The sequence below is a fragment of the Peribacillus aracenensis genome (assembly GCF_025175645.1).
GTDB lineage: Bacteria > Bacillota > Bacilli > Bacillales > DSM-1321 > Peribacillus > Peribacillus aracenensis.
This window is the reverse complement of record NZ_JANZMJ010000014.1, coordinates 83,845-97,766: the sequence shown is the minus strand read 5'-3', so window position 1 is coordinate 97,766 and position 13,922 is coordinate 83,845. Positions and strand designations below refer to the sequence as shown.

Here is a 13,922-nt window from a genome sequence, read left to right as displayed (position 1 = left end):
CCAACCCAATTTTTATAGTATCAAATGCTTTGAGGTGAAAATATTCTGATCTTTATTGGATCATTTCTTTTTGAACGGCCCATTTGCCGAGGCACCCATCGTTCAATTTGATTCAGCAATAACAGGCACTTTTCTACAGGGAATCCTGCACAATGAGCAACTTTTAAATTTTTATATCTTAACGGGCATTTGCGAAAAAAAAGACAGCCGCCATGGCTGTCCCTTTTTTTGTATCATTCATCGACTACGATGTTTCCACCATAGAAGGTTACTCTCGTTAATGGAATCTCCAGTTCACGGGCCATTTTTTTCAACTCTCGCTCTTCTCTTTCCGTTACGATTGAAATGACAGTGCCATCTGCACCTGCACGACCAGTTCTCCCAGATCTATGGATATATTGTTCGATATTGTCGGCCATATCAATATGAACGACCGCAGTAAGACCTTTAATATCAAGCCCCCTTGCCGCTACATCCGTTGCTATCAGCATTGGGGATTTTCCCGAACGAAGCTTCCGCAACGCTTTCTCCCTGTCGACTTTATTGGATTCACCATGAAGCACGCCCATTTCAATACCTTTATAGCTCAGCTTTTCATGTAGGACGCTCAGCTCTGCTATATCATTAAGGAATGCAAGGGCCTTCACATCTTTAATTCTTGTGATTTTCTCGAGAATCTTGGACTTTTCCCGTCTCTCAACAACAAAGTAAAGATGGTCCACCTTGGATTCCATTTTTTCATGCTTATCGACCTTGATCAATTCGGGTTCATTCATGAATCCCCTGGCCGCTTTTTCCGTTTCCTCCGGCAAGGTCGCTGAAAATACCATGATCTGTCGATCTTTTAGCGTTGTTTTGATAATATTATTGATCGTTCCCATATGCTCTGGAGTGATCAATTGGTCACCTTCATCAAGTACTATCGTCTTAACTTCATGCATCTTCAATTTCTTTTGGGCAATCAATTCGTAAATACGCCCCGGTGTTCCAGCAATCACCTGGGGACGCTTCTTCAGTTTGTCCAACTGTCTTTTCACATTAGCACCGCCGATGAATGCTGCACCCGTAATGCCGCTTCCCTCTGACCAAATGCGGATCTCTTCATTGATTTGCATGACCAGTTCTCGTGATGATGCCAAAATCAAAGCTTGGGGCGATTTCTTTTCAGGGTCTACCTTTTCTAGCAATGGCAGTAAATATGCTAATGTTTTTCCCGTACCAGTCGGTGATTCGGCCAAGATGTCTTTTCCTTCGACAATCACCGGAATCGCTTTCGTTTGAATCGGGGTAAGTTGCCCGAATCCGGACTTTTTCCAGACCTCTTGTATATATGCTTTTCTATCGTTCACTAATTCAGGTAATTCGCTCATATCTTTCTCCTTTAAAATATAACTTTTCCTATCTTTCATAGTACCATTTATTCTTGTCCAGTAGCTAATGGAATACGAATTGTAACCGTCGTCCCTATGTTTACCTCACTTTCAAAATGCATTTCCCCGTGAAGCCGATGAACGATTTTCCGGCAAATTGCTAGCCCGATCCCCGTACCCTTTTCTTTCGTCGAATAAAAAGGCTCACCAATCCGTTCAAGACGCTCGGGCACCATTCCCATGCCATTATCACTCACACTGACCATTGCTTGTCCATCGACGGTTTGCAGCGATATATCAATTTTCCCATTATCCTCAATCGCTTCAATGCTGTTCTTGACGATATTGATTATCAACTGTTTAATTTCAATTGGATCAGCCATAATATAAATCGGTTCGGCGGTTTTAACCCTGAACCCCAATTCGATATTATTCAAATTCGTTTCCGCTTTCATCAACGTGAATACCTGTTGTAAACTGTCGGCAAGATCGATCCTGCGGAATGCTACATCCTGTTTCTTCCCAAGAATCAAAAGTTCACTTGAGATAATATTAATACGGTCAATTTCCTTCAACATGATATCAGAATGCAGCGGGTTCACCTCCTGCGTCATATCCATTAACTGTACGAATCCTTTTAACGATGTCAGGGGATTCCGTATCTCATGTGCGACCGCTGCAGCCAGATGCCCGATTACAGATAGCTTTTCAGACATGATCATCAATTCCTCTTCGCGCCGTAATTCAGTAATATCCCGAACGATTGCATATACTCCAAGCATTTCCGCGTTAACGATGATCGGTAAAAAGGTTACACGGATTATCCGCTCTTCATCACTGCCATCCTGGATGGTCGTTTCGAATTTTACAGCCTCCCCTTGAAGGGACCGTTTAAAGAATACAGATACTTTATCACTTTCATTCCAGTTGAGGAGATGATTCGCATTCTTGCCTTTCAAGTTGTCACTGTTATGACCTAATAGTTTTTCAGCTTCAGGGTTTATCGAAACGACATTTCCTTCGAGATCCAGCTCAAGGACACAATCCGGGTTATGCTTGAACAGCGACCGATACTGTTCATCCTTCAGAACGAATTCTTGTTGGGACCTCAACACTTTTCCCGTCCAATACCTGATAATGAAGTATAGGAAAAGCCCGGTTATGAAAATGAACATCCACCCTTTTGAATGTTGAAACATTGCATATCTCTGAACATCTGCCTTTGACTGTGTCATAGAGATGTAATCCGTAACGAAAATCCATAAGACCCCAATGATTATATATATAAAAGCCACTTTACATGCAATTTTATGAGATTGGTTCATATTTTTTCCTTTGTATTGTTTTTTGGTTTATTATTCCCAAATCACTCAAAAAAAGCCCTCATGTTTTCAACATAAGGACTCTATCGGTATTGTACCATATATATTACATTCATTGTTTTATATAGCTAAAAAAACAGCACCATTTTAACGACCTTCAATGATCAAGAGAGGTTCTTAATGGCTTGATTGAATTCTTCTTCTATATCTTTTGTAGGCTTGGCCGATAATAAGCTGAAAACGACTACCGCTATTGAACCAGCGATGAAACCAGGAATGATTTCGTATACTTCAGCGAACTTATCGATCATATCCCAGATGATCACGGTTGCCGTACCGACAATCATTCCCGCCAGGGCTCCCCATTTCGTCATCCGTTTCCAGTACAGGCTTAACAGAATGACAGGACCGAAGGCCGCTCCAAAGCCAGCCCATGCATACCCCACCAATTTAAGGATCGTGCCGCTTGGATTAAAAGCCAATAATAGGGCAATGGCGGAAATCGCCAACACGCCAAACCGGCCTACCAGCACTAATTCCTTATCAGATGCATTCGGACGAATGAACTGCTTATAGAAATCATCGGTCAGAGCACTTGCCGATACTAACAGCTGTGATGCAATCGTACTCATGACCGCTGCTAAAATAGCAGCCAACAAGAAGCCTGTAATTAAAGAAGGAAACAGTTCTTTAGATAAAATGATGAAGACGGACTCAGCATTTTTTTCCCCTAAAGGGCTATTTGCCAGGTTAAAATAAGCTATCCCCACCAATCCGGTGAACATCGCTCCGACGATAGCAAAAATCATCCAGCCCATACCGATCCGGCGTGCATTTTTCAATTCTTTAACAGATGAAACCGCCATGAATCGAACGATAATATGAGGCTGCCCGAAATAACCAAGCCCCCATGCCAGAAGAGATATGATTCCAATGGTTGATGTTCCTTCAAAGACATGCAATAAATTCGGGTTGATCGATTTTATTTCATTGAAGGTAGGGTCCCAGCCACCAATATTTACAATCGCGACAACTGGTACTAGAATTAAGGCAATGAACATGATTGTACCTTGTACGAAGTCGGTCCAGCTAACAGCCAGGAATCCGCCAAATAATGTATAAAGAATGACAACGCTCGCCGTCAGCCAGATGCCCCACCGATAATCCAAATTGAAAGCGGAGCGGAAAAGCTCACCGCCCGCTACCATGCCTGAAGATGTGTAAAAGGTGAAGAAAATTAAAATGACCGATGCTGATACCACTTTTAAGACCCTGGAGCCATCTTTAAACCGATTTCCCAAAAAGTCCGGAATCGTAATCGAATTGCCGGCCACTTCCGTGTATGTCCGAAGTCTTGGTGCCACGAATAACCAGTTTAAATAAGATCCCGTACACAGGCCGATGACAATCCAGCCAGCACTTAACCCGCTTATGTACATAGCACCGGGAAGCCCCATCAACAGCCAGCCGCTCATATCGGAAGCCCCTGCACTCAATGCAGTTACAGCCGGGCCCAAGTTCCGGCCGCCAAGCATGTAATCGGTTAAGTTGGCCGTTTTCCGATAAGCAAAATAACCAATTAACAGCATGCCTGCCATGTATATTCCAATTGATATTATAATTCCATAATCCAAAAATGAATCCTCCTATTTATAGGTTATAATTTTCATCTTGTAAGCTTATCAGAAAAAAAAACATATGTTAAGAAGTTCTTGCACCTTTGAACGATTTCACTTTCAATATAATTAAGAAAATTCATTTTATTAGATTAAATTATTAGGAGGAATACGCCATGCAATCCTATATCAATCAGCCAGATGGAGTCTTTCCCTCTGTTTGCTCTCTAGACTGTCCTGATCAATGCGGTTTACTGTTGCACAAGAAAGACGGGAAAATCATTAAAGTTCAAGGAGATCCTGATCATCCAGTCACAAAAGGGAATATCTGCAACAAAGTCCGAAACATGACTGCCCGCCTATATGACCCCAATCGCTTAAAACAGCCATTAAAGCGCATCGGTCCGAAAGGAGAAGGGAATTTTGCTCCAATCAGCTGGGAAGAGGCCATTGACACAATCACTTCCAAATGGAAAGACCTGATTGAAATGCACGGACCGGAAAGCATACTTCCCTACAGCTTTTACGGAAACATGGGCAACCTCAGCGCTGAGGGGATGGATCGCCGTTTTTTCCACAAACTCGGTGCAAGCATGCTCGAGCGTTCCATTTGTAACGCGGCAGGCTCAGTCGGATACAACTATACAATGGGTGGTTCATTCGGCGTCGATCCAGAAGAAACGATTCATGCAAAGCTTTTCATCATGTGGGGCATTAACGCTGTGAGCACAAATATGCACCAAGTAACGCTTGCCCAGCAAGCCCGAAAAAACGGGGCCAAAGTAGTTGTCATTGACGTACATAAAAACCAAACCGGCAAGTGGGCAGATTGGTTCATTCCGATTCTGCCTGGCACCGATAGTGCGCTCGCCCTCGGATTGATGCATATACTATATGCCGAGAATCTAGTCGACCAGCCCTTTCTCGATGAATACACAGTGGGTGCTGCTGAATTGCGGGAACACGTCCGCCAATATGACCCTGCGACCGTCTCCGCGATCACTGGCGTTCCAATTGAAGACTTATATGAATTAGCCAGGATGTATGGCATCACAAGTCCATCATTCGTTCGGATAGGCAATGGCCTGCAGCACCATGACAATGGCGGCATGGCGGTACGTACCATTGCCTGCCTGCCTGCACTTACCGGCCAATGGATTGCCGAAGGCGGCGGAGCCATCAAAGGGAATTCTGGATATCTGGCTTTTAATACAAATGCCTTGAGACGTCCTGATTTATTGCATAATAAAGCTACCCGGACCATTAATATGAACCAAATCGGTCAAGCACTTCTGAAAAAGGAAAACCCGATTCGCTCCATGTTTGTATACGGATCCAACCCAGCACTTGTCGCTCCGAATGCTAATAAGGTGCAGGAAGGCCTAATGCGGGAAGATCTATTTACAGTTGTCCATGATCTATTCTTAACCGAAACTGCCATGTTTGCCGACCTCGTCCTCCCTGCCACATCATCTTATGAAACGGAGGATTTTTATAATTCATACTGGCATAATTACGTGCAAATACAAAAACCTGTAGTCGAAAAATATGGCGAGTCGAAATCTAATGTTGAGCTGTTCAAACTTTTAGCTGCTGGAATGGGATTTGGGGAACAAGCATTTAAAGATTCAGAGGAAGATATGATACGTCAGGCGCTGGATTTTTCCGAAAACCCTCATTTAGAAGGCATCACCTATGACTCCCTTTCAAGGAATCAATTTGTCAAAGCCAAGATGCAGCCGATGTTCCCAGGAAAACTCCCGACACCAAGCGGTAAAATCGAACTTTATTCCGAACGGATGAAGCAGGATGGATACGAGCCTTTGCCAACATATACGCCAATCATAAAAGACAGCGACCTGCCATTTTTATTCATTCCGGCACCTAATCACAATTTCTTGAATTCGACCTTTTCAAATAATGCCAAACATATCTCCTTGGAAAAGGAGCCGAAGCTGCACATGAATGCCGCCGATGCCAAAACAATGGGAATATCCTCTGGAGATATGGTTAAAATCTGGAACGGTCGTGGTGAATGTTTGCTTACCGCTGCTCCCGGTGAAAATGTGTTACCCGGCGTTCTTGTCAGCCAAGGCTTGTGGCAGAATACACCTGAAACAAAACAGCACATCAATTCCCTTACCCCAGATCGCCTCTCAGATATGGGTAATGGCGCCGTTTTCTTTTCAGGACGGGTTGATCTTGAAAAAGTCCACCAAAAGTAAATCAATGTATAGCAATCTTTGAATATATCTGCGATTTTCGGAGTTATATCTCCGATTCTTGAAATATATCTGCGATTCCGGCATTTTATCTGCGTTTTCCGGAGTTATATCTGCACTTTCTGATATTTATCTGCACTTTCCGGAGTTATATCTCCGATTTTTGATATTTATCTGCGATTCCACAAAAAAAGGCTGTTCCACAAGGAACAGCCTTTTCGTCAAGCCATTTATTCTTCATCAAACCAGCCTGTTGGCTGGATATCCAAGTTGTTATTGATTTGCTTCACTTCAGTGTAAGCTTCGTAACCGAAGGTTCCCAGTTCGCGTCCATTTCCGCTTTGCTTGAATCCTCCCCACGGAGCTTCGTTATAAGTCGGATGATATGAATTTATCCACGTGATGCCGGCACGCACTTTTTTAATGACACGGTACGCTTTTGCGATATCATTCGTGAACACCGCTCCCGCTAAACCATATTTCGTATCATTTGCCAGTCGAAGTGCTTCCGCTTCATCCTTGAACTTTTGAACGACAAGCACCGGTCCAAAAATTTCTTCCTGCACAATCCGCATGTCCGGTGTCGTATCAACAAAAATAGTAGGTTCGACAAAGTAACCTTTATCCAAGCCTTCTTCTTTCATTCGATTTCCACCGACGATTATTTTGGCACCTTCTTCTTTTCCGATTTGGATATACGATAATATTTTGTTCATATGGGCTTCTGAAACGATAGGTCCCATCTGGCTGCTTTCATCAGAACCTGAACCTACTTTGATCTTTTTCGCCTTCGCAGTAAGACTTGCAATGAACTGATCGTAAATGGACTCTTCCAATAGCAAACGAGAACCTGCTGAACACACTTGTCCTTGATTACAGAATATCCCGTATAGAGCATAATCAACGGCCGTCTCAAAGTCAGAGTCCGCAAATACGATATTAGGCGATTTCCCGCCGAGCTCCAATGTCACTTTCTTTAGGTTACCCAGTGAAGCCTCCATGATCTTACGTCCTGTTGCCGTTCCTCCTGTAAAGGCCACTTTATCGATTTCCTCATGTTCGGCAATGGCTTGTCCGACAACTGGGCCCGCTCCTAACACAAGGTTTGCGACACCTTTTGGCAATCCGACTTCATCCATGATTTCGAATAGTTTGACCGCTGTCACAGGGGTGATCTCAGATGGTTTGAACACAACGGAATTTCCTGCAGCAAGCGCCGGGGCGAGTTTCCACGCTGACATCATTAGCGGAAAATTCCATGGTACGATCTGCCCGCATACACCGATCGGTTCCCTTACGACCATCGCTTGCTGACCGTCAGGAACTTCAAAGGTTTGACCAGTCGGTTTAGTAGCCAATCCTGCATAATATCTAAAACAGGCTGCTGAGTCTGCTATATCATAACGAGCCTCACGCAATGGTTTCCCATTATCCAATGTTTCCAACGCAGCTAATTCTTCAGCTTTTTCTTCTATTTTGTCGGCTATTTTGAATAAAATGCGAGCTCTTTCCACTGCTGGAGTTCCCCACCAACCACCTTCATAGAAAGCATATTTTGCTGCCTCAACCGCTGCATCCACATCTTCCTGTGTTCCTTCCGCAGCTTTGGCAATAATTTCCCCCGTAGCCGGATTCAATACGTCCCTCTTCTCCCCTGAAGTCGAATTCACCCATTCCCCATTGATGAACATCTTTAAGTCCAGTGCTCCCGTTCCTTCTTTTTTTGTGTTATTTTGCAAAGTTTCCTGCATGTAAATTCCTCCTCGGTTTTAAGTTATCTACCTATATATAAGTAAGAGCAAGATTCATGCCAGCTTGAAATAATAGGTAACACACGTTTTTTTACTCTTTCCTGTCTCATTTAAATTCAATCGTGAATTACCTATTCATTTTTGCATAACATATGAGCACTCCTTCATCTTAACCTCTTTCAAGATTCATAGAAAAATAAGCCTCAGCTCAAAAAAAGAGATGAGCAGCTGCTCACCTCTTTTCTGATTAATTTCGGTTAATAATGATCAGTTTCATTTCCGTCATTTCTTCAATGGCATATTTTAACCCTTCGCGGCCCGTCCCGCTTTTTTTGACTCCGCCATACGGCATGTTGTCGACACGGTAAGTTGGGATATCGTTAATAATAACACCGCCTACTTCCAATTTTTCTGCGGCAGAAAGAGCCAGATTGATATTTTCCGTGTAAATCCCGGCCTGCAATCCGAACTCGGAATCGTTGACCAAGTCAATCGCTTCTTCAACAGAAGAAACTTTATTGATCAAAACAATGGGAGCGAAGACTTCCTGGCAAGATACCTTAAGCATTGCATCCACTTCCAGCAGCACAGTCGGATGCAGGATATTCCCTTCAGATTTACCTCCTGCAGCAACGATCGCACCGTGTTGTTTAGCTTCACCAATCCAATCCAGGCTTCGCTGTACATCACCAGCACTGATTAATGCCGAAATATCCACAGATGGGTCCAAAGAATCTCCCAGTTTCAAGCCATTCGTTGCTTCTATGAATTTTTTGACGAACTCATCATATACCTCTTCATGAACATATGCGCGCTGTAAGGAAATACAGACCTGCCCTTGAAAAGCGAATGCTGCCGATACACAGCGTTGGATGATTTTATCGATATCGATCCCTTTATCAACGATGACAGCCGCATTCGAACCTAGTTCAAGACTCACTTTCTTTAATCCTGCCTTATTTCGGATTCCGATTCCGACGGCCGGACTTCCAGTAAATGAAATGCTCTTCACCCGTGAATCGGTGACTAATTTATCACCAATAACCGAACCGCTTCCGGTAACTAAATTAAACGCACCTGCCGGCAAATCCGTTTCGGCTAATAGTTCAGCAAGAAATAGCGAAGATAGCGGTGTTTGGCTCGCAGGTTTCAGGACAAGTGTATTTCCGGCAGCTATGGCCGGGCCTACTTTATGGGCAACCAGGTTCATCGGAAAATTAAAAGGGGTAATCGCACCCACAACGCCTAGAGGCTCACGGACTGTGTATCCAATCCTTCCTTCTCCGTCAGCTGTAGCATCCATCGTCAATGTTTCCCCATGAATCCTTTTTGCTTCCTCTGCTGCAAATTTATATGTGGCAATCGTCCGGGATACTTCAACCATTGCCGTTTTGATCGGTTTTGCTGCCTCTTTAGCAATAATTTCAGCTGCCTCATCTTTGCGGCTCTCTAAAAGGCTCGCAAGTTTTTCAAGTATTGCAGCGCGTTTATGACTAGGTAAAGCTGCCATTGTTTTTCTAGCTTGATAGGCTGATTCTATTGCCAACTCTACTTCCTCAAGGCTAGCAGAAGGAATCTCCGCCAGAACTTCCCCGCTATAGGGAGACTTTAGTGTCGTGAACTTTTCAGCTTCTTGCCATTTACCATTAATGAATAATTTCTTTTTCAGCGTTTCCGTCATGACCATCACTTTCACCTCTTATAAAATTTCTTTTTCGACAGCAGTAAATGTCTCATCAAGGATTTCAATTATTCTTTCGACTTCCGATTTAGTAATGATTAAAGGCGGTGCGAATACGAGTGTATCTTGGTCAAACGTAACAGACCGGCAAATCAAACCATTCTTCGCCGCTTCAGCAACCAGTCTTGGAGCAAGCTGTGTCTCAAAACCTTCGCCTGTTTGTTTGTCCTTTACGATGGAGATGCCTCCAATTAATCCAAGTGCCCTGACATCACCAATAATCGGGTGTTTGCTTTGAAGCTTCTTAAAGCCGGCAAGCAACTCTTCACCACGCTGTTTCGAGTTTTCTATCAAGTTTTCACGTTCAATTATTTCAATATTTTTCAAAGCAACCGCACATGCCATAGGATGGCCACTGTATGTGTAGCCATGTAAAAGCGTACCTTTTGAAAGGGCAATGAAATCCTGATGCATCTTATCATTCAGGACGACCCCTCCTAACTGTGCATATCCGCTTGTCACACCTTTTGCGAAGCACATCATATCAGGTACAACACCAAAGTGTTCAATCCCAAAATAAGTCCCTGTTCTTCCGAAACCTGTAATGACTTCATCCGTCACCATTAAAATGCCGTATTCATTACAAATCTCCCTTACTTCCTTAAAATAGCCTTCTGGAGGAAGGTTCACGCCACCAGCACCTTGAATCGGTTCAGCAATAAATGCTGCAATCGTTTCCGGCCCTTCCTGTTCTATGACCTTACGCAACTCCTCAATGGAAGAACCGTCCACATGGTAAAAATCCGGTGCGATTGAATTCGTGAAGTCTCGGAACGGCTTCAGGCCAGTCGCACTTGTAGCTCCCATTGCCACTCCATGATAGGATTTCGAGCGGGAAATGATTTTTTGACGATTAGGCTGCCCTTTCAAAAGCCAGTAATGACGAGCAAGTTTAATGGCCGTATCATTCGACTCCGATCCACCTGAAGTGAAGAAAACCGCATTCAGATCCCCAGGAGCAATGGAAGCGATCTTGGCCGCCAACCGGATTGCCGGCTCATTGCTGAAAGTGGCGAAACTTGAGGTGAAAGCTAGCTTCGTCATTTGTTCCTTCGCGACTTCAGCCAACTCTTCTTGTCCATGTCCAATATTCACATTCCAAAGTGAAGCCATGCCATCAATGACAGTCCTGCCCGTGACATCCGTAAGATATATTCCCTTCCCTTCCTTAAAGATGAAACTTGGACCATCTGCCTGCTGCTGCTCGATTGCCGTAGTCGGATGAATAAAATGCTTTTTATCCAAATCGATTAATTCCTGAATACCCGTCGTTTCTTTTATCATGTAAAAAACACCCTTCTCTTGTAGTGGATTTTTTCAAACTAGTTTATTTTTTATTTATATATTTAGATATAGCAAGATGCATGCCAAATTATATGTGCCTTATATGAAAGGTATTCAAGTTAAAACGATTCATATATAAATCATTAGGAGATTGCTTTGATTCATATATAAATCATTTGATTCGTATTCGAATTACCTAACGCCCATTCATTAGCATAAATACTAAATTACAACTCCCCCAGTTGATGTTATAAAACCTGACACAAAATGTTGAATTTTCGGAAGATTTGTATTATTATCATGTTAATATTTTTCCATCCCTCTTGAGCCGCCATTTTAATCTAAACGAAAGAAGTTGATATATATGCAGGTAGGATTTGAACTGTACCAAAAACAAACCTTGAAATTGTCATTAACCCCTGAATTACAGCAATCGATAAAGATCCTTCAATATTCGACCAATGACCTAATAGATTTCCTAAACCGGCAGGCTTACGAAAATCCCGTTCTCGAAATAAGATTTGAAGACCCCCTCGCATCACTTTCTGAATCCAGCATTCGTATACCTAAAATAAATTCTCTGAAACGGTCCTCTAAAAGTAAAAGTTTCAACGGAGACAATGATTACAACCCTATCAACAATTATTCAATCAACACAGAAACACTGGAAAGCCATTTGCTGGAACAATTGAGTTTACTAAGTTCGTTGAAAGCAATTGAAAGGAAGGTTCTCCAATTTTTAATTGGAAACTTAAATGAATATGGGTTTCTTGAATTGGATGCCAATTGGACTGCCTCGCATTTTTCCGTGTCCGTCGAAGAAATAGAAAAAATGATTCAAGTTTTGCAATCCCTTGACCCGATTGGAGTCGGGGCTAAAGATCTGACCGATTGCTTACTCATTCAGCTGCGTGAGCATGAGATTCGCAATGAAATGGCGTATAAGATCGTTAGAAAGCACTTAACGGACATAGCAGAAAAACGCTACAGAAAAATTGCCGCCCTATACAAAGTGACCATTCAGGAAGTGCAAGAAGCGGCGGATTTCATCCGTACGTTAAACCCGCGTCCCGTCAGTCACTTTTCCAATGATTTGACTCATTACATCATTCCGGACGTTTACGTGGAAAAAGAAAAAGAGGGTTTTCTGATAACGGTCAATGATAGCTGCACACCTAAGCTTTCCATCAGTCCTTTCTACAAGGACCACATCGCTCTGAATCCTGTCAATCCAGCTAAAGATTATATAAAAGGGCACATAAATGATGCCCAATTACTTTTAAAAGGGCTCGAACAAAGGCAAATGACTCTATACAAAGTGGCAGCGACAATAGTGGACCAGCAGCAAGAGTTTTTCATGAAGGGAATTACGGGGTTAAAACCTATGACACTGAAAGACATTTCGGAAAAACTTCAGGTTCATGAATCAACAATCAGCAGGGCGACGAGCAATAAATATATCCAGACGCCGCATGGACTCTTTAAACTTAGGAACTTCTTCACTAGAGGGTTAAACCGCGTGAACAGCCCAGCAGCCGAATCAACGACCACCATCAAAGAAAAAATAAAGGTCTTGATTGCCGCTGAAGATAAGATAAAGCCTTTTTCAGATCAGAAACTTTGTCAAATATTCGAAAATGAAGGGATGAAGATCTCCCGCCGCACTATTGCAAAATACCGTGAAGATCTCGGTATACCGGGATCTTCAAAACGGCGCAGATTTTAAAATCAAACCAAATTTTGTGTCCATATTACAGAATGACGCATTTTAAAAGACTCTTACAAAAGATGTATCCATCGTAAGGGTCCTCAATTTCCCACTGCTTCATTTCTATTTTTTGTAAAAAAAGTTATACCTCTCAACAAAAAACCCCTGAGACAGGGGCTAGAATCATAATATATCGTTTTATTTATTACCCCATTTATCTTTGAAAATAAGTTCATCCATCGGCCTTCTTTTTTCCCAATTAGCAAGTTCAAGAATGGGTTTATCCGGATATTGATCCGTATAGCCAATCGACAGGAGTGCAACGGGTTCTACATGCGGCGGAATCTCCAAAATATCACGAATATCATTTTTCTTATAAAAGCTTACCCATCCCATTGCCAATCCTTCCGCACAGGCAGCAAGCCACATATTTTGAATCGCGCAGGCTGTGGATAGGATATCCGTTTCCGGAATGGAATTCCTCCCTAAAACATGGGAGCCGCCCCGTGTCGGGTCGCATGTAACACAAATGGTGTAAGGTGCTTCTTTTAACCCTTCCACTTTCAAACTAAGAAACTTATTTTCTTTATCGCCTTCATAATGAATGGCGAGTGCCCTTCTTTCTTTATCCGCTGCCCATGCCAAACTGTTCTTGGTTTCCTGAGATGAAATCACGATGAAACTCCAAGGTTGCATGAATCCCACAGACGGCGCATGATGTGCAGCATCCAAAATTCTGCGGAGTATATCCTTTGAAATGGGCTTAGGCAAAAAACTCCTGATATCCCTTCGGTTATAAATGGCTTTATATACGGCAGCTTGTTCTTCATTAGTAAACATAGTTCCCCCCCAAGTTTCCGGCATTATCTAAACATACATATAATTTTACAGGTAATCCCTTACAATTA

The 13,922-nt window shown here is 42.8% G+C and carries 9 protein-coding genes; 2 read left to right on the top strand and 7 right to left on the bottom strand.

Annotated elements, in window-relative coordinates; all coding sequences use genetic code 11:
* Positions 1-233 precede the first annotated feature (233 nt).
* The 3 genes from N0M92_RS15315 to putP form a co-directional block, all read right to left on the bottom strand.
* Positions 234-1,370, bottom strand: coding sequence for a DEAD/DEAH box helicase (locus N0M92_RS15315; protein WP_260286560.1), 1,137 nt, complete (start codon positions 1,368-1,370; stop codon positions 234-236).
* A gap of 47 nt (positions 1,371-1,417) precedes the next feature.
* Positions 1,418-2,605, bottom strand: coding sequence for an ATP-binding protein (locus N0M92_RS15310; protein ID WP_260286559.1), 1,188 nt, complete (start codon positions 2,603-2,605; stop codon positions 1,418-1,420).
* A gap of 251 nt (positions 2,606-2,856) precedes the next feature.
* Positions 2,857-4,326 (bottom strand): sodium/proline symporter PutP, encoded by a 1,470-nt coding sequence (gene putP, locus N0M92_RS15305; protein WP_260286558.1) that lies wholly within the window; start codon positions 4,324-4,326, stop codon positions 2,857-2,859.
* Between the two features lie 158 nt (positions 4,327-4,484).
* Here putP and N0M92_RS15300 point away from each other — a divergent pair, with 158 nt between their 5' ends.
* Positions 4,485-6,533, top strand: coding sequence for a molybdopterin oxidoreductase family protein (locus tag N0M92_RS15300; RefSeq protein WP_260286557.1), 2,049 nt, complete (start codon positions 4,485-4,487; stop codon positions 6,531-6,533).
* Positions 6,534-6,760: 227 nt separating this feature from the next.
* On the opposite strand, the gene N0M92_RS15295 is transcribed toward N0M92_RS15300, so the two are convergent.
* The 3 genes from N0M92_RS15295 to N0M92_RS15285 form a co-directional block, all read right to left on the bottom strand.
* Positions 6,761-8,281 carry an aldehyde dehydrogenase family protein gene (locus N0M92_RS15295; RefSeq protein WP_192207745.1) on the bottom strand — a complete coding sequence of 507 codons (1,521 nt, stop codon included), beginning with the start codon at positions 8,279-8,281 and terminating at the stop codon, positions 6,761-6,763.
* Positions 8,282-8,528: 247 nt separating this feature from the next.
* Entirely contained in the window at positions 8,529-9,962 is a 1,434-nt protein-coding gene (locus N0M92_RS15290; protein WP_311202564.1) for an aldehyde dehydrogenase family protein, read from the bottom strand.
* A gap of 18 nt (positions 9,963-9,980) precedes the next feature.
* The gene (locus N0M92_RS15285) at positions 9,981-11,306 is read right to left on the bottom strand and encodes an aminotransferase family protein (RefSeq protein WP_192207744.1); all 1,326 of its coding nucleotides are present in this window, start codon (positions 11,304-11,306) and stop codon (positions 9,981-9,983) included.
* A 364-nt stretch (positions 11,307-11,670) separates the two neighbouring features.
* On the opposite strand from N0M92_RS15285, the gene rpoN reads away from it, so the two are divergent.
* Positions 11,671-13,032: an RNA polymerase factor sigma-54 gene (gene rpoN / locus N0M92_RS15280; protein WP_260286554.1), complete on the top strand. Its 1,362-nt coding sequence runs from the start codon at positions 11,671-11,673 to the stop codon at positions 13,030-13,032.
* A gap of 180 nt (positions 13,033-13,212) precedes the next feature.
* Here the strand turns inward: rpoN and bluB are convergent, their stop codons facing one another.
* Entirely contained in the window at positions 13,213-13,854 is a 642-nt protein-coding gene (bluB, locus tag N0M92_RS15275) for a 5,6-dimethylbenzimidazole synthase (protein ID WP_260286553.1), read from the bottom strand.
* Positions 13,855-13,922 lie beyond the last annotated feature (68 nt).

Bases quoted from the DNA above. Each gene is read 5' to 3' on its own strand.
- N0M92_RS15315 (WP_260286560.1), bottom strand. From the start codon at position 1,370: ATGAGCGAATTACCTGAATTAGTGAACGATAGAAAAGCATATATACAA.
- N0M92_RS15310 (WP_260286559.1), bottom strand. From the start codon at position 2,605: ATGACACAGTCAAAGGCAGATGTTCAGAGATATGCAATGTTTCAACAT.
- N0M92_RS15300 (WP_260286557.1), top strand. From the start codon at position 4,485: ATGCAATCCTATATCAATCAGCCAGATGGAGTCTTTCCCTCTGTTTGC.
- N0M92_RS15295 (WP_192207745.1), bottom strand. From the start codon at position 8,281: ATGCAGGAAACTTTGCAAAATAACACAAAAAAAGAAGGAACGGGAGCA.
- N0M92_RS15290 (WP_311202564.1), bottom strand. From the start codon at position 9,962: ATGACGGAAACGCTGAAAAAGAAATTATTCATTAATGGTAAATGGCAA.
- N0M92_RS15285 (WP_192207744.1), bottom strand. From the start codon at position 11,306: ATGATAAAAGAAACGACGGGTATTCAGGAATTAATCGATTTGGATAAA.
- rpoN (WP_260286554.1), top strand. From the start codon at position 11,671: ATGCAGGTAGGATTTGAACTGTACCAAAAACAAACCTTGAAATTGTCA.
- bluB (WP_260286553.1), bottom strand. From the start codon at position 13,854: ATGTTTACTAATGAAGAACAAGCTGCCGTATATAAAGCCATTTATAAC.